We start from the raw sequence: 26,062 nt of genomic DNA, 5'->3' as shown, positions 1-26,062 counted from the left end.
ATGGAGACAAGAAGGCTTCTGTAGCGCTTTTCCGGTCACTATAAATGGCGACCCTACGAAGGTTGAGTGCGTTGAAGCAAGGGCGCCCGTTGGGACGCCCATAAAGGATTATTCTTCCTTCTCGATCAGCAAGGCTTCAAGCAGATCGAGATCGTGCAGCAGCTTCTGCATGGTTTCGTTGGAAATTTCCTGGGTCGCGCGCAGGTGATACACCTCGGCACGTTCAGCACGCAATGCATTCAGGCGGAAACGACGCTCCAGATTTTCGGCAAACTGCGCCTGCTCGATATCATTTTTACCTTCCGCACGGCGACGTAAATTGCCAATCACCCGCAGGCTCACTTCCTTCAGCAACTCCGGATCGATGTTCTCTTCGGTATCGGTTTCCAGCCGCTGTTCCATCTTGTGCAGGCTTTCAATCGCCACGCCCGCCATCGCCGCGCGCGCAAATTGAATCTCGCGGCGGTGACCGGTTTTATCAATCTTTTCAACATCACGCAGCAGGATGGGCAGCAGTACCACACCGACCAGCAACGACAGCAGAATCACGCCGGTGGCGATGAAAATCAGCTCATAACGCGCCGGGAAGGCGTCGCCATTGCTCAGGAACAGCGGAATCGACAGCACACCGGCCAGCGTAATCGCCCCACGCACGCCAGCGAAAGAAGCAATCAGCAGTTCACGCAGCGAATAGTTAGAGAACTCCAGCGGCTTGTTTTTCAGGAAGCGCTGGCTGATGCGTTTCATGATCCACAACCAGCCGAAGCGCACCACCATCAACGCGGCATACACTAGCACCACGTCGGTAAACAGCATCCACAGCTCAACGTTGGGATCGGCATTCGCCTGCGCGACAGAGGTTTCGAGAATGCCCGGCAGTTGCAGGCCCAGCATCAGGAACACCATGCCGTTGAAGACAAATTCCAGCATCTGCCACACGCTATTCGCGCGCAAACGCATCGCCAACGGAGCCTGGCGGATAATGCCAGAACGGGTGATGGTCATACCGGCAGCCACGGCAGCGAGGATGCCCGACACGCCAAGGTGTTCGGCAATCAGATAGGAAGCGAATGGCAACAGCAGCAGCAACACGGTTTGTGTCGCCGGATCATCACCACTCCAGCGGCTCAGCAAACGCAGCGAGCGGCCGTACAGCCAGCAAATCGCCACACCGGCAACCAAACCGCCGACCGCCACTTTGAGGAACTCGACGCTGGCGCCGCCCCAGGTAAATACCATGGTGCCCATCGCTACTGCGACGGCAAACTTCAGCGATACCAGACCGGAAGCGTCGTTCATCAGAGCTTCGCCCTGCACAATCGACATGATTTTTTTCGGGATGCGACCTTCCCCGACGATACCGGACAACGCCACGGCATCGGTGGGCGACAGCACCGCCGCCAGCGCAAAGGCAGGAATCAACGGAATACCCGGCACCAGCCAGTAAATCAGGTAGCCAATGCCGACCACGGTCATCAGCACCAGCACTAGCGCCAGCCCGATGATTTCACGCCCGTGATGCAGGAACTCGTTAATCGGCGTTTTCCAGCCGTCCGCAAACAGCAGCGGCGGAATGAACAGCACGAGGAACAGTTCGGGATCAAAATCGACATGCAAGCCGAAGACCGGTAAGGCGAGGAGCGCACCGGCGGCAATTTGCACCAGCGGCAGCGGAATTTGAAACGGCAGAATACGTGCCGCCACGCTGGAGAGGGAAACCACCAGCGTCATGATGAGAATAGTAAAGAAGATTTCCATGCTTTCCTTAGGCGAATCATTTTCATTAAAGCGATGTTGTTGCGCTGGAAAGTGTAAAACAAAACGCCGCACAGCGGGGCAACCCGATGTGCGGCGAGAGCAAGAAAGAGAAAAATCTGGGGATTAATCCACTTTGCCGTTAGATGGCCCAGCCACCCGCGTAGAACGCCACTAACGCCACAGCAATCACCACGGTGCCAATATTCAGCTTGCGCCATTCACCAGCAAACAGGCGACCGATCACCAGCGAAGCGAAGCCCAGCATGATGCCGGTGACGATGTTGCAGGTCAGCACGATGAACACTGCGGTCAGCAAACCGGACATCGCATCGACGAAATCATTGAAGTCGATTTTGGCGACGTTGCTCAACATCAGCAATCCAACGTACATCAGCGCAGGCGCGGTGGCGTAAGCAGGAACCAAATAGGCCAGCGGTGACATAAACAGAATCACCAGGAACAGCAAACCGACCACAATCGCCGTCAAACCGGTTTTGCCGCCCGCCGCGGTACCCGCCGCCGATTCGATATACACCGCCGCAGGCGATGCGCCCACCAGACCGGCGAAGATGCTGCTAACCGAATCGGTGGTTAATGCGCGTCCGCCGTTGATGATCTGGCCATCTTTATCCAGCAGATTTGCCTGACCCGCGACCGCGCGAATGGTGCCGGTAGCATCAAATACCGCGGTCATCACTAACGCCAATACGCTTGGCAGCACTACGGGTTGCAACGCGCCCATGATATCGAGGCTAAACATCGCCGATTGACCGTTGGCATCTTTCAGGCTCGGCATGGCGAACAAGCCTTGGTAAGTCACGGCCGGATCGAAAATCAGCCCGAGAACCGAAATCGCAATAATGGTCAGCAGAATACCGCCCGGTACGCGACGTTTTTCCAAACCGAAAATGGCGGCCAGACCAATCAGCGACATGATCACCGGGAAGGAGACGAAGTGGCCCAACGCCACCGGCAAGCCCGGCGCAGGATTCTTCACCACCAGGCCAATGCCGTCTGCGGCAATCAGCAGCAGGAACAGGCCGATACCGACGCCGGTGCCGTGCGCCACGCCCATCGGCAAGTTGCGGAGTATCCACGCACGAATGCCGGTGACCGAAATCAGCGTGAACAACAAGCCCATTAGGAACACCGCGCCCAGCGCTACTGGCACGCTGATGTGCTGACCGAGCACCAAACTGAAAGCGGTGAAGGCAGTCAGCGAGATAGCGCAACCAATGGCCATCGGCAGGTTGGCCCACAAGCCCATGATGATTGAGCCAAAGCTGGCGACCAAACAGGTGGCAACGAATACCGCCGTCGGTGAGAAGCCGGCTTTGCCCAACATGCCGGGCACCACGATCACCGAGTAGACCATCGCCAAAAACGTGGTTAAGCCCGCTAAGACTTCCTGACGCACGCTGCTGCCGCGTGCTGAAATGTTGAACCAGGCGTCCAGTTTTCCACTGGCCGGGCGCGATTCGCCAGACATAGTTATTCCTCAATATTTTTTTGTGATGTGAGTCGCCGCACGGCGCACCTTTGCCGATCCCTGATGGCGGTTTTTCAAGCTGAAAATCCAGGCAAACGTTTACGTCGCCGCGTATTCCGATCCGTAAAAAGGGGCGCGGAAAAAAGGCAAACGATTATCTGGCGTTTGGCATGGGGTTTTCAACTACTAATCGTGGGTAGAGCAGGACAAATCCAGGGACGCTGTGTTTTAGGCGCGCATAAATGCGATGATGCGCTCTGGTTTAGGGTTATTTGGTCACCATAAATGGCGACCCTACAAAACCGCAGAATGTAGGGTCGCCAGTTATGGTGACCAACCAAATCAACTCTGAAACTGAATCGGGCCGCCCTGCTCCAGCGCGCGTTGCCAGGCGGCGCGTTGCTGCATGGTTTCCAGCCAGCGGGCGGTGGCGGGCATTTCACGCAGGGAACCGCGCATTTGCAGCGCCAGCAGCGGGAAACTCATCTGCACATCGGCAATGCTAAAACGTGCACCGGCAAAAAAACGATGCTGGCTGAGATGCTGTTCGATCACGCTGCCGTGCAACGCCAACTGTTTATTCAGCCACGCTTTTTGAATGCCTTTGCTTAACGCGATGCCCGCCGGACGCAGCAGCCACGGCACCGGCTTCTTGCCAAATTGCGCGAACACCAGTTTCATCACCAGCAGCGGCATCAGCGAACCTTCAGCGTAATGCAGCCAGTACCGCGCCTGAATCTGCTCCTCTTCATCGGTTAGTGCCAGTTGGTGCTCGCTGTCGTATTTCAATTGCAGATATTCGAGAATCGCGCCCGATTCGGCGATCACCCGGTTGCCGTCGGTGATCACCGGCGATTTGCCCAACGGATGCACCTTCTTTAATGAATCCGGCGCCAGCAAGGTGTTTTCTCGCTGATAACGTTTGATTTGATACGGCACCGACAGCTCTTCCAGCAGCCATAAAACGCGGTGCGAACGGGAATTTTCCAGATGGTGAACGGTGATCATGCGGTTTTCCTTGCCGGTAAATGTTTCCCGGCAAGTATAGCGGATGCGGGCTTAACGCTTCTGTTCGTCTTGTTCAGGATCGAGCAACACCGCGCCGGAACCTTGCTCGCCCAAACGGTCACCCGGATTACGCAGCGGGCAATCGCGCATCGATAAACAGCCGCAGCCGATGCATCCGTCCAGATCGTTACGCAACCGCGTCAAGGTTTCGATGCGTTTATCCAGCTCTTCGCGCCAATGCTGGGTTAGCGCGTCCCACTCTTGCGTCGACATGCGCTTGTTGGCTGGCACGTGATTCAAACTGTCGCTGACCGTTGCCAGCGGAATGCCGATGCGTTGGGCAATCTTGATAATCGCCACGCGGCGCAACACATCGCGGCTATAACGCCGTTGATTGCCGCCGTTACGCGAACTAAAAATCAAGCCTTTGGTTTCGTAGAAGTGCAGCGCCGAGACCGCCACGCCGCTGCGCTTCGCCACTTCACCGGGCGTCAGCACCGGCTTCGGGTAATTGCGTTCTTTTTTCATTTAGGGCCTTTACCTCAAGTTAACTTGAGGAATTATACTCGCACCCCAGCAAAACTTCGAATTTCTCACCAGGCAAAAAACCATCAGAAGGATGAGGCTATGATGCAACAGGAAATCATTCATTCACTGACTCACTGGATCGATCAGAATCTGGATAAAGCGCTGTCGATTGATGAAGTCGCGGCAAAATCCGGTTATTCAAAATGGCACCTGCAACGTATGTTCCGTGCAGTCACGAAACAAACGCTGGGTGGCTATATTCGCGAACGCCGCCTGACATTGGCTGCTGAAGCGCTGCGCCAGACGCAACGCCCGGTATTCGATATCGCCATGCAGTACGGTTATGACTCGCAGCAGACGTTCTCGCGCGTGTTCCGTCGTCAGTTCTCGCAAACGCCAACTGCCTATCGCCACACCATGCGCCGCCAGGCGATGATTCAGCGTCCACGCTTGCTGAGTTTTGATTGCGCCGACAACAACATGAACAGTTTTGCCCAGCGCACCACCGGCGAGTGCTGCCCGGTTAGCTGACCTTTTCTGCGCGCCCTTCGCGGGCGCACCTCTTTTTGCCCGCCTTCTCCCGCAATTACCTATCTCGCTTCGATAAAAAATTTTCTACCATACCAGGTATAAATTTTGTTCAAAATTTAAAATCGAGTGATATAATGTGAGCCAAATCACACTTTCCACTATGCCGTAGACGGCCAGAAGGGCCTCCCTGACCTTCCTTCTTTGCCGCCAGTGATGTCGATCGAATGTCGGGGATATCACTGATTTAAGAGGCTTTAGAGATGGCTACGTTAACCACCAGTTTGATTGTTATGCGCTGGGAATTGCTGAGTGCGGTAATGATGTTCTTCGCCAGCACCATGAAAATTCGACTGCGTCAAAACAGTCATCACGTGATGGCGCTGCTGTGCGGTGGCATTGGTGTTGGCATGTCTTGCTGGTTCGTGACCGGCCTGCTCGGTATTACTTTGAGCATGGAGAATTTGCACAACTTTATGGAAATCTCCAAAAACGCCTTTATTCAGGTGATGAGCCAGACGCCAACCGATTGGCCGATGCCTTAATCGCCGCCAATAAAAAACCCCGCATCTGCGGGGTTTTTTATTTTGCTGTGTGATTATCAAATTTTCTTCAATACGGCGGGAATCGCGACTTCGCCCACCGAGACGCCCGGTATCTTTGCACCGCGACGATCCTGAATCCACATATCACCCATCATCTGATTAAGTCCCCGATCCAAACCGGTCACCAATCCTGCACCCGGCGTAAAGGTCAGTTCGCCGAAGTAGATCTGCTCGCCATCGATGTACCAATCCACGCGGACGTAATCGAAATCACTCGCCAGCTTTTTGCTTAAATCTAACGCGTGCTGTAACTGCGCCATTTGTTTCGACACATCCAGCCCGGTATCACGAATTTTGTGATACGCCTCGTTGAGGTTGTTGACGTAAAAATTCATCGACAACAGCGGATTGCAGCGGTTGTAGATCACCTGCAACACATATTCAAAGTTGCCATCGCGCTTGTTGAACATGTGGAATTTGTAATCAATTGGCGCAGTTTTACCATCGCCAATGTACTGCTCCACCAGAATGCGCGGCTTAATGTAGCGATAGTGAATCTCACGCGCTTCATTGGCGAAATCGGTTTTCAGCCAGCGATGACAATCGCTGATGATCTGCTGTTTCTTCAATGCATCCGGTTCTTCCAGCAGGATCTCTACCATGTTGGAACCGTGATTCGGCTTGATAACGGTATTTTTCCAGCGTGGCAGCGTGTGCAGCGAGCTAGGATCGCTGGTTTCATACACCAGCGGGATCAGGTATTCGCTGCCCACTTTCTCGGCGATGTATTCGCGCACCGAATATTTATCCGACAGACGACCATAAATCTGGTAATCGCCGTGAACGAATTTGCGGTACATCACTTTCTCATTGAAGACCTTTGGCTCACGCAGGTTTGGCAATTTGCGAAACTTGTGAAAATAGTAAATCCGGTCCTGGTAAGACCAAGGCATCTTCTTGATGAAATACTGCAAACTTCTTCTGAGTTCATCTTTCAACTTGAGCATATCGGACCTCATTTGTAGGTTTTGTAGTTGAGTGAGGAAACTTGAATCTTTTGGATGACGCCGTTTTTGAAGAAGTAATTCATTACGGTAAGGGACAGCAATTCTGAGATGAAGACGCTCCAGGCGGCACCCATGATGCCGTAGCCCTGAATCAGCCACCATGAAAGCGGCAGACTGATCACCATCAGGCAAACGATTTTCTTCAGCAGATAATTGAACCCGCCCTCTTTGACCATGTAGCGATACGCTACAGTGCCCATCGCCGAAAAGCAGGTTGCTAACGACAACAACGTAATGAGACTTCCTGACTGTGTGTACTCGTGACCATACAAAGCGATGATGATTTTTTCGCCGTACATCGCGATCATCGCTAACAACAACAATGAAACACCCATGACATAGCCATTAAGCCGCGCGGTGAGCTTGATGGCGGCTTCTCCACGCTCGCGGAAAATTTCCGAAAAGCAGGAAGTGATGATGGCCACGGGGATGAAAATCCATGAAGCCGAAATAGTATTCGCCGCGGCAAATAAACCGAGGTCACGCGCCGAAGCGATACCGGCTAAGAACATCTGCGCCGCTTTGACCTGCACCGAGATAAAGATGCTGGAGATCGCCAGCGGCAATCCGGCGTACAGCAGATAGCGCCAATAGGTGTTGCGCTTATCCTGCGGCGGCGCGATGTCCTGATTTTCGCGATAGAAGTTGAAGCGTTTGATGACGTAAGGCACCAGCGTGACCGCCACAATCGACACCGTCAGCCACAGCGGATTGAGATGTAGCCAGGCAATGGTGAAACTTAAACTGAAGCCCAGCAGCAAACCGACTGAGTTGGCGATGGTGTTGAGTCGCGAGGCTAAACGCGCGTTGTTATAAACACTGAAGGTATCCTGCGTCACAAAAACCGAGGAAATAAACGAGGCCAGTGCAAAGGCGAGGAAATTCTCCTGCATGTTGTACCAGACCCAAATCAACACCGGCAGCGATGTCAGCAACAGCAAAACCATGCGCATGTTGCGTGCCACTGTCATCAGGCGTAGGCCTTTTGGCGCGCTTTTACTGATGCGTTTAAACAGAATGGTTTCCGTGCCGAAAATCGCCACGGTTTGCACCATCGAAAACAGCGAGGTCGAAAACGCCATTTGGCCGAAGATGGTTGGGCCAAAGGATTTTGCCACGTAGGAGGTCACAAATATGACGCCGAACACGGAGACAATCTTTTCAGACATCATCCAGGCGGCATTCGACATTACGCTCAATTTCATTGACTGATCCTTAGTATTACGTACTACCACAACTTTCGGTACAACGTCCTTGAAATGAATTAACAAGCGCTCAGTGGGCCTGACTTAATTTATGAACTTCAAACCAAACTGGTCCGAAAAATGAGATTCGCGTCAGGTATTAGATAATATATTCAGGAAAATTCTGATTATATCCGGTGCGAAACTCTGTGGATGTAAACGATTTCAGCCTAAATTCTAAGCAAAAGTTTACTAGCACACCCCGATATTTACGCAACTGGGTTATGCCGAATTCACAATGAATGTAGTATTTTTCTGCATTTGGGATGGAATGAATTTATATCAAAAACCTAAAGCCAGGAAGGCGTTCAACGCCATTGGGAATAAAATAAGATTTATCCCATGATGATATTTATTCTAAATATCTTAATTTAACCCTCGCAATTCTAATCGCGCACTTTAATACTGCATTAATAGTGTTTTTGCAGTGCCAGATATTAATACAGTAATTCTCATCCACTAATTGATAAGAAAGGTAATAGCATTTATGAGAAAGTCACGATATAGCGAAGAGCAAATCACAAATGCCATTAAAGCTTCTGAAACGGGAGTGAAAGTCAGGGAGATTTGTGAGGAGCTAGGCATTTCCGAGGCCACTTTCTATAGCTGGAAGAAGAAATTCTCTGGTCTTTCTTCCGAAGAAGGTCGCAAAATCAAGGAGCTAGAAGATCAGCTTCTTAACCTCACGCGCGAGCTGCAATCACTGAGCTCCGATAAAGAAATGCTGCAAAGCGTGCTGAAAAACTTCTTCACTACGAATGAAAAGCGCCAGGCTGTTAACTTCCTGCAAACCACCTTCGACATTGGTACGCGTCGTAGTTGTCGCTTGTTGGATATTAGCCGCAGCGTATATCACTATCCTTCAGGAACAGATAATCGCTAACTCCATTAAGGCCGATGTTATTTGACTTAATGCTGAGATTTGTTCTTACCAGAAGATATGAAGATCATTTAATTCGGCGTTCACGTTATAACAATTCGCACCATTTTTTCCTGATGAATATCATCGCGGAATTACTTCCTTTTTTGCGGTAAAATTGATTCACATCAGCAAAAGTCTCTCTATTCAAGCCATTTAGCCGAAGTCCAATCTCATTAACCTGAGATTGGCGCTTCGATTATTACTTTACCAACATTAATCATCAGCACTAAATGCAGACAATTCTGTTAAGCATTCATGAACAACGCCATGTAACCGCTCACACACTCTCTCTAATTTTAATTGGATCTACTGCGTTATCTAAAATTCACTGACCTGTCTGCAAGTAGCAGTTCTTACCTCATTCGCCGCCAGGAATAATCCGGATAAAATAGGTTATAACTCCTAAACAATAACCATTAAAAAACGCCAGATAAGTTAAATTTACCTGCCTTAATCATCGCTGCGCTTAATGATTTTTTATCTGACAATGATGGAAACTGTCTGAACATCGGCCCATTCCCTTAAGCATAAAGTGGCTTTCCAGTGCTTATCTTCAGTGCCAAACGGCAATAAAAAGCAGGCTGAATGCATGTTTTTAGCGCTCTGTGCCTGTGCTTTATTGCCAAATGTCTGCGCTTTAGACGGCTAAATGACAGCTTAAGAGTGGATAACCATCTCTGAAGAAACGCATTGCCACGCGTTGATGTGGTTAACGAGCGCGTATATATGCCCAATAGTGGCTAAAAAAGCAGCTTTAATTCGCATTATCGTTATAACGCAGGCGGGTGTAACGCAGTAATAAGCAATTAGGCGTGGTTGCGAGGCTGGTCAAATTCTTAAAAATACAGGGAAAAGTGCCGCCGAATTCCGTTCAGCCGCACTATTTTAGCTTCGTTAAAGGGCGGTGACTTGCGGTTGTGGCTTAATGCGCATCGCGTAAATCACGCCAATAATCAGGCAACAGATACCAATGGCCGTGAGCAGCGGCGGCCAGTGCTGGCGCCAGAGAAATGTCCACAGCAAACCAGCCAACGTTTCGAACACAATCAGCGGCCCCATGATCACTGTCGGCACACGTTGGCTGGCGGCATTCCAGCATAGCGTGCCCAACCATGAGCAAATCAGCCCAATCGCCAGCATTAATAATAGAAAGCGTTGCGGTTGCGGCCCGAACGGCAGCGCGAATTCTGGCTGCTGCCAATGCAACTGCCCACACACTAATAGATAGAAAACTAATGCCAGCGGCAGCGTCACCAAACCTTGTGCGGTCGCCCAGCTGGAGGGTTTATGTTGTGGATGCGCGCGCAGCCACAACCCGTTGCGCAGCGGATACCATGTCCAACACGCCACCGCTAGCACCGCCAACAACAAACCGGTTAAATAGCGCGACCAATCAAAGTCGGGCCCTTGGGTTTGTAACTCAGCCGCATTCACACACGCTAAACCTGCGGCAATAATCAGCAACGCTGGCGTCAACTTGCGCCACGGCAATCGCCCTTCAAGATGGCCATAACAAATATTCGCCGTCACGGTGATCACCACCGGCAAGGTGCCGATAATCATGGTCGAGATCGGCGCGCCGGTGCGCTGAATAGCGCTGGCGAGAAAGGCGTAATAGAGTAAATTGCCGATCAGCGACAACTTAAGCGCTTCCAGCCAATCTTTGCGCGCCAGCTGGCGCAAACGACGGCGATCCAACCAGGTCAGCGGCAACACCACCAAGCCAAACGCCACATAGCGTCCGGCAGATTGTAAGGTGCCCGGATAATCGGGGATCAGTAACGGCCCGACAAAAATCAGTCCCCACATCAATCCTGCCGCGAGCGCGAACAATATTCCTGCAAACATAAATCTCTTCCTTTATAAGCATTCCGCAGCAGTGTGCCGCAGCGCGCCGATAAAGGCTTGTAGCAGATTGCGGTTAGCGCGAAGGGAAAACTTGTTTCTGATAGCGCCCCGGCGTAATGCCGTAGCGATGCGCGAAGGCGCGGGTGAGATGGGCTTGATCGGTGAGACCGACAGAAGCCGCGACGTTAGCAGCACTTTCGCCGCGCGCCAGTTGCTGCTTGGCTTCGAACAAGCGAAACGCCATCAGCATTTGATGTGGTGTGACGTGGAAGTGCTGCTTGAAGCTGCGCAGAAAATGCCACGGTGACAGCGATGCCAGCGCGGCCAGTTCTTCGAGGCGAACCGGTTCGGCGAGGTTATCGCGTAAATAATCGCGCACCGCATCGAAGCGATGTGCGCCCTCTGATGGCCTTGGCGTTCCCTGCCGCGCCAGCGGGCGCATCAGCTCCAATAATTCGAGCAAGATGCTTTCGCGTTCCAACGTGGTTTCCGCCTGCCACATTTGCGCCAGCAGTTGAGAAAACGGCTGCGCTAAACGTGCATCGGTACGCAACGCATCGGTAAACCACCAATCCCGATCGCCGGTCAGACGATCCATTTCACGTGGATCGATATAGATCATGCGATAGCGCCAACCCTCTTCACAGGCAGATTCACCGGTATGCAGTTCGTCGGGGTTCATCATCACTAGCGAATGCTGCGGCGCAGTGTAATTGGCACCGCGATAGCGAAAACGCTGGGCGCCAGATTCAATGGTGCCGACGCCAAAGGCTTCATGCGTGTGCGGTTCAAAAGCGTAGCGAGAGATGTGCGCCTGATACAACTCGATGCCCGGCAGCTCAGCGAAATGCTGAAACTGTGCACGATCTTGCTCACAAGGAAAGATTTCAGGTACCACCTTCACAACACACCTCCGCATAAAAAGTGTGCATAAGCATGCGCGGCGCGAGCAAGAAATGCAAAGGTGATTTGCTTTACCTCTGCGCTTTGGCACTCCACACTGACAACACATATAAAGGAGGAACAAATGGTAAATCGCGTGGTAGTTGTGGTGGATATGCAAAATGGCGTGCTGGCTACGCCGCGTTTTGATCGCACAGGACGTTGTGAGCGCATTAATCAGTTAATCGCTGCCGCCGATCAGGTGATTTTCATTCAGCATGTGGGGCCGGGTTTGGAAGTGGGCTCAACAGGATGGGCGATCGTTGCTGAATTAGAGCAACCGGCTAATGCCATTTTCGTCAACAAAACAGCCTGCGACAGCTTCTGGCAAACTGACCTCGCCGCGCAGCTTGATCAACACGGAATTGATAGCTTTGTGATTTGCGGCTGTGCAACGGATTACTGCGTTGATACCACCATCAAAGTCGGTGTCAGCCTCGGCTATCACATTACCGTCGCCGCCGATGCGCACACCACCGCGGATCGCACTTATGTCACGGCGCAACAGCAGATCAATCAACACAACGAAGTGTGGGCCGATTTGATCATGCCCGGCAATCCGGTGCTGGTGCGTGAAACCGAGGAGCTGCTGCGGGAATGGCGACCGCATTAAGGTTGCCGATCTGGCTTAAACTTTCACTTTCCATTGATAGCGCACGGGGCTTGATGACTGCGCAATAACGTCATCACTCACCGCGCGTTGTAACCAAGCGGTGAGTTGTGCGTGATGCAAGCCAGTACGGGAACAGAGCTCCTCCAGCGTAACGGGATACGCCGCTAATAGCGGTAACTGGGCAAGAAATATCAGATAAAAATCGGTGGGATGCCATATTCCATCAGGCTCCTGAACGACATGCCTACTTTGATCTGGCTGATGATATTTCGACAGCGGCAACTGACCGACTTCCGCTGCGGTGGCGAAAAGATCATCCTGTTCGCTTTGACGCTCGGCTTCGAGTAAACCGCCGATATCAACTTGCTCTATTTTCTCTGCACACCACTGTGCTCCTTGCCTGATCAGTTCCGCATTGCTGGATTGTGGATCATCAGTTGGCTTGACCCAAAGCGGCACCCAATGCTTACGCAGATTCTCTTCGGCACCCGCCAGCGTTCCCCCTTTCTGCCCTGCATGAACGACCAGGGCACTTTTCGCCAGGCAATAAACAAACTTATTGCGCGCCATCGCGTTGCCAGCGCTAAATTTGGCTTCGGGATAAAATGGCGATATCAGCAGAAGATTGCCATTCATCAAACCTTTACGCCATTTCACGCTGGTAGCAGCAGCAAGTAAGCTGTCTGACAGCACGCCGATAACATTGCCACCATTGTGCATTGCACCTAACATCGCGGCCTCATCCACGCCACGCGCACCACCCGAAATCACCGATGTATTTGCCAGCGCCGCTTTCTCTCCGATTTGCTTACTAAAAGCGAGATCGTTTTCACTGGCATTACGCGAACCAATCACCGCCAGCCCGGTACTATTCAGCAAGGCTTTATTGCCGCAGCCAAACAGAACCGGCGGTGAATCCGTTTTCAGTTGCTGCTTGAGCAATTTGGGATAATCCGCATCTGAACGCGTAACTAACCACAATCCTGCTCGTTGCCAGCGCTCAACTGCTAACGCCAAACTGTGCCCGCGGTTCAGCAATGTTTCAATGCGCTCGCGGCTAATACGCGCATCAGACCATTCCGCCAGTAAGGGATTGGGAGATATTGAGAGTAAATCTGCGGGGGTTGCCGAGTGATGCTTTAGCCATAGCGCAAACCGCCCCCATTCAGCATTACTAAGAGGTTGGCTCTTTTCCTCACTCTGTGATGAGAAGTGGCTGGTTAGCAAAAGCGTCGCCTGGGCGACCGGTGATAAATTCATTAGTCACTCACTGAAGAGGTTGCAAGAGCAACTGGATAAACAATGCCGCTTCCGGCCTGCTGTAACAATGCGGCGATAACCGTCAGCGTCCACCCTGAATCAACAATATCATCGACCAGCAACACCGGTTGGCTTTTCACATCATCACTGACAGCAAATGCGCCGTCCAGATTGCGGCACTGGTGAAAACGGTTGTGCTGATTCTTTTGTGGTGGATTATCAATTAATTTTCGCAGCACATTGATGTATGGCAAGCCCAGACGTGCGGCAAGCCGACGAGTGAAATCTGCCACCAGCTCAGGATGACGACGTGAAGGCACATTACACACCCAAAGCGGTGCAGGCTGCAGCTGCCAACGCTGCTCAAGCATTTCCGCCATGGCATCCACCAGTTCATCACCATAAAAGCCACCGACTTTATGCGCGGCAACAGTTTTTCCCCATCCCGCATCACCCCAGCGCGACAGCACCCGGCCTTCTTGCGCACGCAAGTTAAGCGGCAGATTTCCCCGCCAACCATAATGTGTAAAGGCATGGGCAGCGACCTGAATTTTTGGCGTAATGATGCTTTCGGCACGCTGTAAAAAAGTCGCAGCTTGGTGCACTAGCGGCGAATTTGGCGTTTGCTGCAACAACGGCGCATCACAGCAGGCGGCACATTTACCGCACGGCGTCGCATCAGCATCATCCAGCGATTGCCGCAAGAAGGCCATCAAGCAACCTCGGTGCGCGATGTAGTTCTGCACTTCCTGCCACTCAAGTTCTCGTTGCCGCGTCAGATGCGTGATGCGATCGCGATCCAGCTGAAAAGGCACTGGTGTTCTGCGCCATTGGCTTTTCACTTTAATTACTGGCGCTGGATTCTCGACGCTCAGTAATTTCAGCACTTTATCGATTTGCCCCTGACGCAAATTGGTTTGCTCTTCAATGTCACGTATCGATAAACCATCATGCTGTTCCAGCAGCTGTAAAATCTCATGAACCTGACTTTCTGCCGGAAAAGCTGATTGACGGAAGAAGTGGTGAATATCGCGATCTTCAACGCCCGACATCAGCACGCCAATGGCTTGATCAATACCGCGCCCCGCACGCCCGACTTGCTGGTAGTAAGCCACAATCGAGCCCGGCGCCTGATAGTGCAAGACAAAACTCAAATCGGGTTTATCGTAGCCCATGCCAAGTGCAGTGGTGGCGACTAGCACCTTCAATTGATTGGCCAGCAAGCGATTTTCGAGATGCTGGCGATAATCGTTACTGCTGTCAAAACCCGGCGCTTCAACGCTGCCATGATAGGCAAGCGCATCAATATTTTGGCTGCGTAACCATGCTGCAACTTGCTCGGCATCGCGAACAGTTAAGGTGTAGATAATACCGGTGCCCGATAAGGTGGGGACAACCTGCGCCAGCCAAGCCAAACGTGAAGCCTGATCGGGCATGACGATAGTTTGCAACGCCAGGCTTTTACGTGTCAGCTCGCCACGTTGAATGTGAATGTCTCCCAACTGCTGCTGAATATCTGCGACAACACGATTGTTCGCCGTCGCCGTGGTGCCTAATACCGGCGTGTTGGCTGGCAGTTGACGCAATATACTGACGATTCGCCGGTAATCCGGGCGGAAATCGTGCCCCCAATCCGAGATACAGTGCGCTTCATCGATCACCATCAAAGCAATACGATCGGCAATCGGCAGCAATACCGTTTCAATAAACTGATCGTTGGCGAGGCGCTCTGGCGAGATCAACAAACAATCAATCTGATTATTCAGCACACGTTGCGTGACACTCTGCCATTCGGTGCTATTGGCTGAGTTCATGGTTTCCGCCACGATGCCCAAACGTCGGGCAGACTCAATCTGGTTGCGCATCAGGGCTAACAGTGGCGAAACAATGATTGTCGGCCCCATTCCGCGGTCGCGAAATATTTTGGCACTGATGAAATAAACGGAGCTTTTACCCCACCCCGTGCGTTGCACCACCAGCAATTTCTGCCGTTGATTCACGATCGCATCAATCGCTTCCCACTGCCCTGCACGAAACTGCGCGTGCTCATTTGCCAACGCCGTTTTTAATAACTCTTGTGCCTGTTGATGTTGCATCATCACTCCTTAATGTGCGTAGAATTCCCTTACAAAATCGCCCAATACCAGACTACCAGAGACAAAAAAGCCCTGTAAAACAGGGCTTTTTTGTTATATAGGTTTGAGACGACTCATTAGAACGGAATGTCGTCGTCAAAATCCATTGGTGGTTCATTATTGGCCGGGGCGCTCTGCTGCTGTGGACGCTGTTGTGCGCCGCCGCTGAACTGGTTGCCGCCGCCCTGAGGCTGTTGTTGTGGCTGCTGTGGCTGGCCCCAACCGTTGTTATTGCCGCCCTGACCACCCGCTGGTGCGCCCGCGCCTTGTTGACGTCCACCCAGCATCTGCATGGTGCCGCCCACGTTCACCACCACTTCAGTGGTGTATTTTTCCTGGCCGCTCTGATCGGTCCATTTGCGGGTGCGCAGTTGGCCTTCGATGTAAACCTGAGAACCTTTCTTCAGGTATTCGCCCGCCACTTCCGCCAGCTTGCCGAACAGCACAACACGGTGCCATTCGGTGATCTCTTTGTTTTCACCGGTGGTTTTATCGCGCCAGCTTTCTGACGTGGCCAGCGTAATGTTGGCTACCGCGCCACCATTTGGCATATAGCGCACTTCCGGATCCTGACCCAGATTCCCGACTAGAATCACTTTGTTTACGCCACGACTGGCCATGTTGCTGTCTCCCGATGAGTTGATGCTAAAAGTCTAAGCGAAAAATTGTATCACGTCACATTGGCGGTTCCCACTTCAGAGCGGGATTCCAATTTTTAACGGCAGACAGAATAGCAAAAACACTGGATATTTATTCAGTTTATTTTTTGTGCCATAATGGAGCGTTTCTGCTGGTCGTGCTGGCAAGGCATGGCGAGTGTTGTTCAATCCGGGAAAGGTGAATGGATAAGATCGAAGTCCGCGGTGCTCGCACCCATAATTTGAAGAATATCAACCTGATCATCCCTCGCGATAAGCTCATTGTGGTCACCGGTCTATCAGGTTCCGGTAAGTCTTCGCTGGCATTTGATACGCTGTATGCCGAAGGTCAGCGCCGCTACGTTGAATCGCTCTCAGCCTATGCGCGCCAGTTTCTTTCATTAATGGAGAAACCGGACGTTGACCATATTGAAGGTCTTTCGCCCGCCATTTCCATTGAGCAGAAATCGACGTCGCACAACCCGCGTTCGACCGTCGGCACCATTACTGAAATTCACGATTATCTGCGCCTGCTGTTTGCCCGCGTAGGTGAGCCGCGCTGCCCGGATCATGACGTACCGCTAGCAGCGCAAACCGTTAGTCAAATGGTGGATCAGGTGCTGTCGCAGGAAGAAGGTCGCCGACTGATGTTGCTGGCACCGGTGGTTAAAGATCGTAAAGGCGAGCACACCAAGACGCTAGAAAACCTCGCCGCGCAGGGTTATATCCGCGCGCGTATTGACGGTGAAGTGTGCGATCTCTCCGATCCGCCAAAGCTCGAGTTGCAGAAGAAACACACCATTGAAGTGGTGATTGACCGCTTCCGCGTGCGCGATGATCTGGCGACACGTTTGGCTGAATCGTTCGAAACCACGCTGGCATTGAGCGGCGGTACTGCCATCGTCGCCGATATGGACGATGCTGACGCCGAAGAGATGCTGTTCTCCGCCAACTTCGCCTGCCCGATTTGTGGCTACAGCATGAGCGAGTTGGAACCGCGTTTGTTCTCGTTCAACAACCCGGCTGGCGCGTGTCCAACCTGCGATGGTTTGGGCGTGCAGCAATATTTCGATCCCGATCGCGTGGTACAAAATCCCGAGCTGTCATTAGCTGGCGGCGCGATTCGCGGCTGGGATCGCCGCAACTTCTATTACTTCCAGATGCTGCGTTCATTGGCAGAACACCTGGAATTCGATGTCGAAGCGCCGTTCAACAGCCTGAGCGACAAAGCGCGCCAGGTGATTTTGTATGGCTCTGGCAAAGAGAGCATCGAATTCAAATACATCAACGATCGCGGCGATACCTCCGTGCGTCGCCATCCGTTTGAAGGTGTGCTGCACAACATGGAGCGCCGTTATAAAGAGACGGAATCCAATGCGGTGCGCGAAGAGCTGGCGAAGTTCATCAGCAATCGCTCTTGTACCAGTTGTGACGGCACGCGTCTGCGCCGTGAAGCGCGCCATGTGTTTGTGGAAAACACTGACCTGCCCACCATTTCAGAAATGAGCATCGGGCATGCCACCGATTTCTTCCGCAATCTGAAACTCAGCGGCCAACGTGCGCAAATCGCTGAGAAAATCCTGAAAGAGATCGGTGATCGCTTAAGCTTCCTGGTTAACGTCGGTTTGAATTATCTGTCGATGTCACGTTCGGCGGAAACGCTGTCCGGCGGTGAAGCGCAGCGTATTCGTCTGGCCAGCCAGATTGGTGCGGGTTTGGTGGGCGTAATGTACGTGCTGGATGAGCCGTCAATTGGTTTGCATCAGCGCGATAACGAACGCCTGCTCGGTACGCTGATTCATCTGCGCGATCTCGGCAATACCGTAATTGTGGTTGAGCACGATGAAGATGCGATTCGTGCCGCTGACCACGTGATTGATATCGGGCCTGGCGCGGGTGTGCATGGCGGTCAAGTGGTTGCCGAAGGTGATGTGCATGCAATCATGGCGAATGAAAATTCTCTGACCGGCCAATTCCTGAGCGGCAAACGTGAAATCGCGATTCCAAAACAGCGCGTGAAAGGCGATCCGGCCAAAGTGCTGAAACTGACCGGCGCACGCGGTAACAACCTTAAAGATGTGACGCTGACGATTCCGGTTGGCCTGTTTACCTGCATTACCGGCGTGTCCGGCTCGGGTAAATCGACGCTGATCAACGATACCTTGTTCCCAATTGCGCAGCGCCAGCTCAACGGCGCGACAACCACTGAAGTCGCGCCGTATCGCGAGATCGCTGGTCTGGAGCATTTCGACAAAGTCATCGATATCGATCAAAGCCCTATTGGTCGTACGCCGCGTTCTAACCCGGCAACCTACACCGGTATTTTCACGCCGGTACGTGAACTGTTCGCCGGTGTGCCGGAAGCGCGTTCACGCGGTTACAATCCAGGCCGCTTTAGCTTCAACGTGCGCGGCGGGCGCTGCGAAGCGTGTCAGGGTGACGGCGTGATCAAAGTTGAAATGCACTTCTTGCCGGATGTCTACGTGCCGTGCGACCAGTGCAAAGGCAAGCGCTATAACCGTGAAACGCTGGAGATTAAGTACAAAGGCAAGAGCATCCACGAAGTGCTGGATATGACCATCGAAGAAGCACGCGAATTCTTTGATGCCGTACCCGCGCTGGCGCGTAAGCTGCAAACGCTGATCGATGTGGGTCTGTCGTATATTCGTCTGGGCCAATCCGCTACTACGCTGTCGGGCGGTGAAGCGCAGCGCGTAAAACTGGCGCGTGAGTTGTCCAAACGCGGCACCGGCCAAACGCTGTATATTCTGGATGAACCGACCACGGGCCTGCACTTTGCCGATATTCAGCAGTTGCTGGAAGTGCTGCATCAGTTACGCGATCAGGGCAACACCATTGTGGTAATTGAGCACAACCTCGACGTGGTGAAAACCGCGGACTGGATTGTTGATCTCGGACCAGAAGGCGGCAGCGGAGGCGGTGAAATCTTAATTGCTGGCACGCCGGAAACTGTGGCGGAGTGTGAAAGATCGCATACCGCACGCTTCCTTAAGCCCATGTTGAAGAAGTAATTTCCCCTCAGGCCCGCAATTGCGGGCCTGCTTTTTTCTGCCGAATTCCGCATCGAAATGCAGGAACAGGCAAGAATCAGACAACTTCAGGCATATACGCTTTCCATCACGCTGACTATCCTTACAACGTTCCTTTTTGGCGTGACTCACGCGCCTTTATCCCATACGGGATCCCGCAAAAAATCACGACACATCCTACTGGAGACACCATGAATATTACGCATGCCTATGCCGCACAGGACGCGAAAGCCCCTCTCGCCCCGTTCGACTTCAAGCCACGCGAACTGCGCGCTCATGATGTGCAGATTGAAGTGTTGTACTGTGGCGTTTGCCACTCTGATTTGCATACCGCGCGCAACGAATGGCGTAACACCATCTTCCCAGTGGTGCCAGGCCATGAAATCGTGGGCCGCGTGACGGCTGTTGGCGCACACACCCACAACTACAAAGTGGGCGATTTGGTGGGCGTTGGCTGTATGGTCGACTCTTGCCGCAGCTGTCCGAGCTGCCAGGAAGGCCTGGAACAGTATTGTGAAAACGGCTTCGTTGGCACTTACAATGGTGAAGACCGTGAAACCAAAGCCATCACCTACGGCGGCTACTCCACCAGCATGGTGGTTGATGAAAGCTTTGTGCTTCGCGTGCCAGAAAATCTGGATCTGGCTGGTGTTGCGCCGCTGCTGTGCGCCGGTATCACCACGTACTCGCCGCTGCGTCACTGGAACGTAGGTCCAGGTAAAAAAGTTGGCATCGTCGGTTTGGGTGGTTTGGGTCACATGGGCGTGAAACTGGCACATGCGATGGGTGCGCATGTGGTGTTGTTCACCACTTCACCGTCAAAAATTGAAGATGGTAAGCGTCTGGGTGCAGATGAAGTAGTGATCTCGAAAGATGCCGATCAAATGGCCGCGCATACTAACAGCTTCGACTTCATCCTCAACACCGTTGCGGCGCAGCACGATCTTAATCCGTTTATCGCTCTGCTGAAGCGTGATGGCAACATGACGCTGGTTGGCGCGCCAGAGCACGATCACCCAGCACCGCAGGTGTTTAACCTGATCTTCAAACGTCGCAGCATCGCCGGTTCACTGATTGGTGGCATTGCTGAAACGCAGGAGATGCTGGATTTCTGCGGCAAACATGGCATTACTTCAGATATCGAACTGATCGCGATGAATCAAATCAACGAAGCCTACGAACGTATGCTGAAAAGCGACGTGAAATACCGCTTCGTGATTGATATCAATACTCTGCGCGAAGAATCTGCGACTTAATCGCCTCAGTGTTCATCATGGTTGACGCCCGCTTCGCGCGTGGCGTCAGCCTGTTGCCAGGAGGCATCCACCAGATAGTAAATCTGCGAATCCTTCAGCGAACCATCCAGCCACAACGTGCTCCAGTGCGATTTATTCAAATGCTCGCTGGGAAACACATCGCTATGTTCCTCACGCAATAGATCCGCCAAAGCCGGTGATGCTTTCAGCGACAGCGCGGGACGCCCTTGCACCTCATACAACATGGCAAACAGTACGCCTTCACTTTTGATTTGCGTCGCCTGCCAGCACTCCTTATAGCTTTGCTCAGCACCCGGCTTGCCCATGCAATAACTTAATAGATCCGATGTGTTCATATTTTACTCCCCTTGTAAGGTCGCCACGATGCGGCGCTCACCGCCGTGCACCCGATGTTCACCCAGCCAGATTCCCTGCCACGTTCCGAGCATTAGGCGGCCACGGTTGATTGGAATCAGCAACGATACGCCGAGTAACGACGATTTAATGTGAGCGGGCATGTCATCAGCCCCTTCGTAATCATGTTCATAAGGCGCATTTTCTGGAACATGGCGTAAGAAATACTGCTCCATATCGCTGCGCACCGTGGGATCGCAATTTTCATTTAGCGTCAGTGACGCCGAGGTGTGTTGCAGCAAGAGATGCAGTTGGCCGACACGCACATCAGCAGATAAGCCGTGCAGCTGAGCGATAATCTCGTCGGTAATCAAATGGAAACCGCGCGTTTTAGCGCTGAGCGTGAGGGTTTGTTGATGCCACATGCCAAAATCCTAAAGTTAAAAACACACCCGTTAAGTGTGCAGCATGTCGGCAAAAGGTAAACCCTGGAGAGAGGAAAAAGCGGCAGAGCGTGATGTCTGCCGCCTGAAGGTTAGTCTTTCAGCTTCTCAGCCATAGATTTGATGTTGCCAACGTCATCTTTAGTGATTGCGGCTAAACGCTCGCCGTACTCTTTATCGGCTTTGTAGAAATACGAAAGCATGATCGCGCGGCTCTGCACATCAACGCCTTTCAGCGCGCCGCCGAGAGAGTTAATCAGATCGGTTTTCTCTTTAGCGTTGAAGGAACGATACAGATCGCCGGCCTGCTTAAAGTTCTGCGTTTTCGCAATCATTGCCTGCTGGGTGGTGCCGCTCAGCGGGCTGAGGCTGTAACGCGCACTTTGCACTTCTTCACGCGGATAGATGCGGCTTGGCTGATAGTTAACGCCATGATCGTCGGCTTTGCCGTCATTCATCGCGCCATCCTGATTACCGTTGCTGACCGTAACGCGCGGTGCGTTGACCGGCAGACTCAAACCGTTAGCGCCCACGCGATACATTTGCGTATCCGCATAGGAGAACAAACGACCTTGCAGCAGGCGGTCTTCTGATGGCTCGATGCCCGGCACCAGATTTGATGGCGCCATTGCGACTTGTTCGGTTTCCTGGAAGAAGTTATCCACGTTGCGGTTCAACTCCATCTGACCCACCTTCACTTCCGCAATACCTGGCCAGATTTTGGTGGCATCCAGCGGGTTGAAGTCGTACTTATCCACATCGCTGGCTTTGATGGTTTGAATGTAGAGATCCCATTTCGGGAACTGTTTTTGGTTGATTGCCGTGACCAAATCTTCGGTCATATGGCTGAAGTTGGTGCTCTGAATCGCTGCCACTTCGCCCGGATCAAGGTTCTTTTCGCCCTGCAAAGTTTTCCAGTGGAACTTCACGTAGTGCACTTCACCTTTGGCATTGACGAACTTATAGGCGTGCACACTATTGCCATCCATCTGACGATAGTTGGCTGGCGTGCCCATGTTGGAAAACAGCATGGTCAAACCGTGCGTCGCTTCTGGCACGTGCGAGAAGAAATCAAAGGTGCGGGCATCATTGCCGAGGTTGGTGCGCGGATCGGGCTTAAAGGCATGCACCATGTCCGGGAACTTAATCGCATCACGAATGAAGAACACTGGCAGATTGTTACCGACTAAATCCCAGTTGCCCTGGTTGGTGTAAAACTTGGTGGCGAAACCACGCGGATCGCGCAGCGTTTCCGGTGAATGTTTACTGTGTACCACCGAAGAGAAACGCACAAAGACTGGCGTAATGCTGCCCGGCTTGAATACTTCAGCAATGGTTAAATCGCTGATGTCTTTGCTGGCGCGAAACTCACCGTGTGCGCCGGTACCGCGCGCATGCACCACACGCTCTGGAATACGTTCACGATCAAAGCGTTGCAGCTTCTGGATTAGTTGCACATCTTGCAGCAATACGGCGCCATTTTCGCCCGCAGTTTGTGAGTTTTGGTTATCGCCAACAGGTGCGCCGTTGTCGCGGGTTAAGGTAGTACTGAAGGCTGGCAGGGAGAAGGCTAAAGCAAATACATAAGCGAGGGGTTTGACTGCAAAAGAGTAAGCGGTCCGGGTCATAAGCGTGCTTCCTTGTGAGTGTAAGTTTGCGACTTCAATGCCGCGCTCGCGCCGTTATAGGCTGGAGAATGTTCACACTCAGACTGTGATGCGCTAACAGGACCAGTCTCGTTTGTAGTTAACAAAAAAGTTATAAAAAAACCGCCAGCCGAGACTGACGGTTTAATTTGCTTCTGAATCTGCCTTATATTACCGCAGCAAACGCCTCAGCAACCTGATTGACGTTGCGGCTGTTCAAGCCGGCCACGCACATGCGACCGCTGGCGATCAGGTAGACGCCGAACTCGTCGCGCAGACGATCAACCTGCTGCGCGCTCAAACCGGTGTAGCTAAACATGCCGCGCTGCTTCAGCAGGTAATCGAAGTTCTGGCCTGGCAGTTTGGTGCTCAGCACTTTCACCAGCGCCTGGCGCATTTCGATGATGCGCAAACGCATCTCCTCCACTTCAGCCAGCCAGTTATTCAGCAACGCTTCATCGTTCAATACGCAAGAAACCACCTGCGCACCGAAGTTTGGCGGGCTGGAGTAGTTACGACGAACGGTAGCTTTCAACTGGCCCAACACGCGCGCGGACTCTTCTGCGCTATCGCAGACGATAGACAAGCCGCCAACGCGCTCGCCGTACAGCGAGAAAATTTTCGAGAACGAGTTGCTGACCAGCGCTGGCAGGCCTGCTGCGGCGATGGCGCGAATCGCATACGCATCCGCTTCCATTCCCGCACCAAAGCCTTGATAAGCGATATCAAGGAACGGAATCAGCTCCTGCGCTTTCAGCACTTCAGTGGTTTCATCCCACTGCGCGTTGGTCAGGTCGGCGCCGGTTGGGTTGTGGCAGCATGGATGCAGCAGCACGATCGATTGCTTCGGCAAGGTTTTCAGCTTGGCAATAAACGCATCAAACTTCACGCCGTTGGTTTCCGCGTCGTACCACGGATAAGTATTCACCTCAAAACCTGCACCGTTGAAAATCGCGATGTGGTTTTCCCACGTTGGGTCGCTGACCCAGACGTTTGAATTCGGGAAATAGCGCTTAAGGAAATCCGCACCGACTTTCAATGCGCCTGAACCGCCCAAGGTTTGGATAGAAGCAATGCGACCCGCTTGCAGCATCGGATGTTGTTTACCGAACAGCAGCGGCGCAATCGCATTACGGTAAGCGTTCAACCCTTCCATCGGCAGATACAACGAAGCCTGATGGGGCTGCGCTTGCAGACGCTCTTCCGCTGCGGCAACCGCTTGCAGCTGAGGAATGATGCCCGCTTCGTTGTAATAGAGGCCAATGCTGAGATTCACTTTGTTATCGCGCGGATCTTGTTTGAAGGTTTCCATCAGCGACAGAATCGGATCGCCGGCATAGGCATCAACGTTTTGAAACACGGTGCAGATCTCCATGATTGTTCATAAATATGAGGTAAGGCGTCATCAAACCATGTAACGGCCAGGACGATGATTCATTGCGATGATCAGATTGAGGATCACCGCACCCGCAATTGAGGCCAGCAACATCGGTAGCGAAACCACGAACAGTGACGCCAGCACCACGCAGGTATCCACCGCCATTTGTAGCTTTCCAGCGCGCAGACCGAAGCGATCCTGCATCCATAGCGCCAAAATATTGATGCCGCCCAGGCTGGCTTTATGGCGGAACAACACTATAAACCCAATGCCCATCACCACGTTACCGAACAGTGTCGCATAAAACGGATTTAATGCAGAAAAATGCACGAACAACGGATGAAGGTGGGTAAACAGCGAAACCAGGCCGACCGCACAGAAGGTTTTCAGCGTGAATTCCCAGCCCATGCGGCGCACCGCCAGCCAGTAAAATGGCAGGTTGATCAAGAAGAAAGCGCTACCAAACGAGAGCGGCGATAAATAGCTGATTAAGAAGGCGATGCCGGCCGAACTGCCGGTTAGCGCACCCGCTTGTTTCAGCATAATCACGCCAAACGACACCATCAGCGTGCCGAGGACGATCGCCAGCGCATCTTCAATCAGCGAGTGGGGAACTTTGGTGGGTTGAACGACGTTATCCATGGGTTAATCTCATTGCAAATGATGCGCTTCAAATGCAAAAAACGCACCACATCGGCGACTTATGCGCGCCGCCGATGGGTGCCAGTGATTATCCAATTGATAACTAAGGCGCTTTATTGCAGGTTTTTGTGCATTAACCTGGAGTTAAACCATCAGTTCATGCACAAATCTGTTTTCTGGTGCGCGTTTTTTGCATTTATTTGGCAATAATTGCACCAGATTAGCACATCATGCACTTTTTTGGCGCGTTTTGTGCTGAGGGATCATCATCAAACCGTTCTCTTTTAAACGGCTCAATACTACGGATGTTTTTACGTGCGCAACGCTTTGATGTCCGGCGACTAACTGGCTGATCAGCGCGCTTAACGACGCCAGATCGGCCACCGCCACTTTCAGCAGATAATCGGCATCACCGGTGGTTTTAAACGCATCGACAATCGCCGGTTCCTCTTCCACCATGCGATGGAAATTCTCTTCATAATCCGGCGTGTGATTTTTCAATCGCACTTCAATTAATCCCACCATGCCCAAGCCAACCGCGTCCGGCGAAAGACGTGCGTGATAGCCAAGAATGAGATTTGCCTGCTCCAGATTGATGCGGCGGCGTGAACATTGAGACGCCGAAAGTCCGACTAAATCGCTGAGTTCCTGGTTGGTGAGGCGTCCGTTAGATTGTAGTAATGTCAATATCTTAAGGTCGTGATCGTCTACCTGAGTCATTCTGTTTCCACAGCGTTATAGGGTTCGCTTTGGTACAGATAACCTGAT

General features: G+C 52.4%; 23 protein-coding genes. 6 read left to right on the top strand and 17 right to left on the bottom strand.

The annotated features are described in order from the left end of the window. Nucleotides 1–108 precede the first annotated feature (108 nt). The 4 genes from ACPUC7_RS10110 to soxR all read right to left on the bottom strand — a co-directional run bounded on the left by ACPUC7_RS10110 (nt 109) and on the right by soxR (nt 4,783). A complete protein-coding gene (locus ACPUC7_RS10110; protein WP_343552328.1) occupies nt 109–1,758 on the bottom strand; it encodes a Na+/H+ antiporter in 1,650 nt (549 codons plus the stop codon). A gap of 139 nt (nt 1,759–1,897) precedes the next feature. Continuing rightward, nucleotides 1,898–3,247: an NCS2 family permease gene (locus ACPUC7_RS10105; protein ID WP_343552329.1), complete on the bottom strand. Its 1,350-nt coding sequence runs from the start codon at nt 3,245–3,247 to the stop codon at nt 1,898–1,900. 342 nt (nt 3,248–3,589) lie between these two features. Continuing rightward, on the bottom strand, nt 3,590–4,255 hold the full coding sequence (locus ACPUC7_RS10100; RefSeq protein WP_494922835.1) for a glutathione S-transferase family protein: 666 nt from the start codon (nt 4,253–4,255) through the stop codon (nt 3,590–3,592). A gap of 51 nt (nt 4,256–4,306) precedes the next feature. Beyond that, complete coding sequence (soxR, locus tag ACPUC7_RS10095; RefSeq protein ID WP_009128647.1) at nt 4,307–4,783, bottom strand: redox-sensitive transcriptional activator SoxR; 477 nt, start codon at nt 4,781–4,783, stop codon at nt 4,307–4,309. 99 nt (nt 4,784–4,882) lie between these two features. Between soxR and soxS the strand changes: the two genes are divergently transcribed. After that, nucleotides 4,883–5,314 (top strand): superoxide response transcriptional regulator SoxS, encoded by a 432-nt coding sequence (soxS, locus tag ACPUC7_RS10090; RefSeq protein ID WP_343552331.1) that lies wholly within the window; start codon nt 4,883–4,885, stop codon nt 5,312–5,314. A 260-nt stretch (nt 5,315–5,574) separates the two neighbouring features. Continuing rightward, nucleotides 5,575–5,856 carry a YjcB family protein gene (locus ACPUC7_RS10085; RefSeq protein ID WP_343552332.1) on the top strand — a complete coding sequence of 94 codons (282 nt, stop codon included), beginning with the start codon at nt 5,575–5,577 and terminating at the stop codon, nt 5,854–5,856. A 56-nt stretch (nt 5,857–5,912) separates the two neighbouring features. Here the strand turns inward: ACPUC7_RS10085 and ACPUC7_RS10080 are convergent, their stop codons facing one another. Both ACPUC7_RS10080 and ACPUC7_RS10075 read right to left on the bottom strand, forming a co-directional pair. Continuing rightward, nucleotides 5,913–6,863: an ATP-grasp fold amidoligase family protein gene (locus ACPUC7_RS10080; protein ID WP_494922834.1), complete on the bottom strand. Its 951-nt coding sequence runs from the start codon at nt 6,861–6,863 to the stop codon at nt 5,913–5,915. An 8-nt stretch (nt 6,864–6,871) separates the two neighbouring features. Next, nucleotides 6,872–8,128 carry an oligosaccharide flippase family protein gene (locus tag ACPUC7_RS10075; RefSeq protein WP_494922833.1) on the bottom strand — a complete coding sequence of 419 codons (1,257 nt, stop codon included), beginning with the start codon at nt 8,126–8,128 and terminating at the stop codon, nt 6,872–6,874. A 526-nt stretch (nt 8,129–8,654) separates the two neighbouring features. On the opposite strand from ACPUC7_RS10075, the gene ACPUC7_RS10070 reads away from it, so the two are divergent. Continuing rightward, on the top strand, nt 8,655–9,050 hold the full coding sequence (locus ACPUC7_RS10070) for a transposase (protein ID WP_097095207.1): 396 nt from the start codon (nt 8,655–8,657) through the stop codon (nt 9,048–9,050). A gap of 933 nt (nt 9,051–9,983) precedes the next feature. On the opposite strand, the gene ACPUC7_RS10065 is transcribed toward ACPUC7_RS10070, so the two are convergent. Next, the gene (locus ACPUC7_RS10065; RefSeq protein ID WP_494922832.1) at nt 9,984–10,937 is read right to left on the bottom strand and encodes a DMT family transporter; all 954 of its coding nucleotides are present in this window, start codon (nt 10,935–10,937) and stop codon (nt 9,984–9,986) included. Between the two features lie 73 nt (nt 10,938–11,010). Next, entirely contained in the window at nt 11,011–11,841 is an 831-nt protein-coding gene (locus ACPUC7_RS10060) for an AraC family ligand binding domain-containing protein (RefSeq protein ID WP_494922831.1), read from the bottom strand. Nucleotides 11,842–11,964: 123 nt separating this feature from the next. On the opposite strand from ACPUC7_RS10060, the gene ACPUC7_RS10055 reads away from it, so the two are divergent. Next, nucleotides 11,965–12,492 (top strand): isochorismatase family protein, encoded by a 528-nt coding sequence (locus ACPUC7_RS10055; protein ID WP_494922830.1) that lies wholly within the window; start codon nt 11,965–11,967, stop codon nt 12,490–12,492. A 15-nt stretch (nt 12,493–12,507) separates the two neighbouring features. Here ACPUC7_RS10055 and ACPUC7_RS10050 read toward each other — a convergent pair whose 3' ends face one another. The 3 genes from ACPUC7_RS10050 to ssb1 all read right to left on the bottom strand — a co-directional run bounded on the left by ACPUC7_RS10050 (nt 12,508) and on the right by ssb1 (nt 16,507). Then, the gene (locus tag ACPUC7_RS10050) at nt 12,508–13,752 is read right to left on the bottom strand and encodes a DNA-processing protein DprA (RefSeq protein WP_494922829.1); all 1,245 of its coding nucleotides are present in this window, start codon (nt 13,750–13,752) and stop codon (nt 12,508–12,510) included. Then, nucleotides 13,752–15,848 carry a RecQ family ATP-dependent DNA helicase gene (locus ACPUC7_RS10045; protein ID WP_494922989.1) on the bottom strand — a complete coding sequence of 699 codons (2,097 nt, stop codon included), beginning with the start codon at nt 15,846–15,848 and terminating at the stop codon, nt 13,752–13,754. The genes ACPUC7_RS10050 and ACPUC7_RS10045 overlap by 1 nt, the downstream gene beginning before the upstream one ends. A 116-nt stretch (nt 15,849–15,964) precedes the next feature. Beyond that, nucleotides 15,965–16,507 carry a single-stranded DNA-binding protein SSB1 gene (gene ssb1 / locus ACPUC7_RS10040; protein ID WP_343552340.1) on the bottom strand — a complete coding sequence of 181 codons (543 nt, stop codon included), beginning with the start codon at nt 16,505–16,507 and terminating at the stop codon, nt 15,965–15,967. Between the two features lie 221 nt (nt 16,508–16,728). Here ssb1 and uvrA point away from each other — a divergent pair, with 221 nt between their 5' ends. Both uvrA and ACPUC7_RS10030 read left to right on the top strand, forming a co-directional pair. Then, nucleotides 16,729–19,557: an excinuclease ABC subunit UvrA gene (uvrA, locus tag ACPUC7_RS10035; protein WP_494922828.1), complete on the top strand. Its 2,829-nt coding sequence runs from the start codon at nt 16,729–16,731 to the stop codon at nt 19,555–19,557. A gap of 209 nt (nt 19,558–19,766) precedes the next feature. Continuing rightward, on the top strand, nt 19,767–20,831 hold the full coding sequence (locus tag ACPUC7_RS10030; RefSeq protein WP_494922827.1) for an NAD(P)-dependent alcohol dehydrogenase: 1,065 nt from the start codon (nt 19,767–19,769) through the stop codon (nt 20,829–20,831). 5 nt (nt 20,832–20,836) lie between these two features. On the opposite strand, the gene ACPUC7_RS10025 is transcribed toward ACPUC7_RS10030, so the two are convergent. The 6 genes from ACPUC7_RS10025 to ACPUC7_RS10000 all read right to left on the bottom strand — a co-directional run bounded on the left by ACPUC7_RS10025 (nt 20,837) and on the right by ACPUC7_RS10000 (nt 26,014). After that, nucleotides 20,837–21,187 (bottom strand): MmcQ/YjbR family DNA-binding protein, encoded by a 351-nt coding sequence (locus ACPUC7_RS10025; RefSeq protein ID WP_494922826.1) that lies wholly within the window; start codon nt 21,185–21,187, stop codon nt 20,837–20,839. A 3-nt stretch (nt 21,188–21,190) separates the two neighbouring features. Continuing rightward, nucleotides 21,191–21,610, bottom strand: coding sequence for a secondary thiamine-phosphate synthase enzyme YjbQ (locus ACPUC7_RS10020; RefSeq protein ID WP_494922825.1), 420 nt, complete (start codon nt 21,608–21,610; stop codon nt 21,191–21,193). Between the two features lie 110 nt (nt 21,611–21,720). Continuing rightward, complete coding sequence (locus tag ACPUC7_RS10015; RefSeq protein WP_494922824.1) at nt 21,721–23,256, bottom strand: catalase; 1,536 nt, start codon at nt 23,254–23,256, stop codon at nt 21,721–21,723. Between the two features lie 184 nt (nt 23,257–23,440). After that, nucleotides 23,441–24,634 carry an amino acid aminotransferase gene (locus tag ACPUC7_RS10010; RefSeq protein WP_494922988.1) on the bottom strand — a complete coding sequence of 398 codons (1,194 nt, stop codon included), beginning with the start codon at nt 24,632–24,634 and terminating at the stop codon, nt 23,441–23,443. A gap of 45 nt (nt 24,635–24,679) precedes the next feature. Then, entirely contained in the window at nt 24,680–25,294 is a 615-nt protein-coding gene (locus ACPUC7_RS10005; RefSeq protein ID WP_494922823.1) for a YitT family protein, read from the bottom strand. Nucleotides 25,295–25,522: 228 nt separating this feature from the next. Further along, on the bottom strand, nt 25,523–26,014 hold the full coding sequence (locus ACPUC7_RS10000) for an Lrp/AsnC family transcriptional regulator (RefSeq protein WP_343552348.1): 492 nt from the start codon (nt 26,012–26,014) through the stop codon (nt 25,523–25,525). Between the last annotated feature and the right edge of the window lie 48 nt (nt 26,015–26,062).

The organism is Pantoea sp. CFCC18179 (assembly GCF_059412405.1).
This window is presented reverse-complemented; position numbering and strand designations above follow the sequence as displayed.

Excerpts from the sequence above, each read along its gene's own strand:
- ACPUC7_RS10005 (WP_494922823.1), bottom strand. The coding sequence starts at position 25,294 with ATGGATAACGTCGTTCAACCCACCAAAGTTCCCCACTCGCTGATTGAA.
- ACPUC7_RS10015 (WP_494922824.1), bottom strand. The coding sequence starts at position 23,256 with ATGACCCGGACCGCTTACTCTTTTGCAGTCAAACCCCTCGCTTATGTA.
- ACPUC7_RS10050 (WP_494922829.1), bottom strand. The coding sequence starts at position 13,752 with ATGAATTTATCACCGGTCGCCCAGGCGACGCTTTTGCTAACCAGCCAC.
- ACPUC7_RS10080 (WP_494922834.1), bottom strand. The coding sequence starts at position 6,863 with ATGCTCAAGTTGAAAGATGAACTCAGAAGAAGTTTGCAGTATTTCATC.
- ACPUC7_RS10030 (WP_494922827.1), top strand. The coding sequence starts at position 19,767 with ATGAATATTACGCATGCCTATGCCGCACAGGACGCGAAAGCCCCTCTC.
- ACPUC7_RS10105 (WP_343552329.1), bottom strand. The coding sequence starts at position 3,247 with ATGTCTGGCGAATCGCGCCCGGCCAGTGGAAAACTGGACGCCTGGTTC.
- ssb1 (WP_343552340.1), bottom strand. The coding sequence starts at position 16,507 with ATGGCCAGTCGTGGCGTAAACAAAGTGATTCTAGTCGGGAATCTGGGT.
- ACPUC7_RS10075 (WP_494922833.1), bottom strand. The coding sequence starts at position 8,128 with ATGAAATTGAGCGTAATGTCGAATGCCGCCTGGATGATGTCTGAAAAG.
- ACPUC7_RS10100 (WP_494922835.1), bottom strand. The coding sequence starts at position 4,255 with ATGATCACCGTTCACCATCTGGAAAATTCCCGTTCGCACCGCGTTTTA.
- ACPUC7_RS10055 (WP_494922830.1), top strand. The coding sequence starts at position 11,965 with ATGGTAAATCGCGTGGTAGTTGTGGTGGATATGCAAAATGGCGTGCTG.
- ACPUC7_RS10000 (WP_343552348.1), bottom strand. The coding sequence starts at position 26,014 with ATGACTCAGGTAGACGATCACGACCTTAAGATATTGACATTACTACAA.
- ACPUC7_RS10065 (WP_494922832.1), bottom strand. The coding sequence starts at position 10,937 with ATGTTTGCAGGAATATTGTTCGCGCTCGCGGCAGGATTGATGTGGGGA.
- ACPUC7_RS10110 (WP_343552328.1), bottom strand. The coding sequence starts at position 1,758 with ATGGAAATCTTCTTTACTATTCTCATCATGACGCTGGTGGTTTCCCTC.
- ACPUC7_RS10085 (WP_343552332.1), top strand. The coding sequence starts at position 5,575 with ATGGCTACGTTAACCACCAGTTTGATTGTTATGCGCTGGGAATTGCTG.
- soxS (WP_343552331.1), top strand. The coding sequence starts at position 4,883 with ATGATGCAACAGGAAATCATTCATTCACTGACTCACTGGATCGATCAG.
- uvrA (WP_494922828.1), top strand. The coding sequence starts at position 16,729 with ATGGATAAGATCGAAGTCCGCGGTGCTCGCACCCATAATTTGAAGAAT.
- ACPUC7_RS10025 (WP_494922826.1), bottom strand. The coding sequence starts at position 21,187 with ATGAACACATCGGATCTATTAAGTTATTGCATGGGCAAGCCGGGTGCT.
- soxR (WP_009128647.1), bottom strand. The coding sequence starts at position 4,783 with ATGAAAAAAGAACGCAATTACCCGAAGCCGGTGCTGACGCCCGGTGAA.
- ACPUC7_RS10020 (WP_494922825.1), bottom strand. The coding sequence starts at position 21,610 with ATGTGGCATCAACAAACCCTCACGCTCAGCGCTAAAACGCGCGGTTTC.
- ACPUC7_RS10045 (WP_494922989.1), bottom strand. The coding sequence starts at position 15,848 with ATGCAACATCAACAGGCACAAGAGTTATTAAAAACGGCGTTGGCAAAT.
- ACPUC7_RS10070 (WP_097095207.1), top strand. The coding sequence starts at position 8,655 with ATGAGAAAGTCACGATATAGCGAAGAGCAAATCACAAATGCCATTAAA.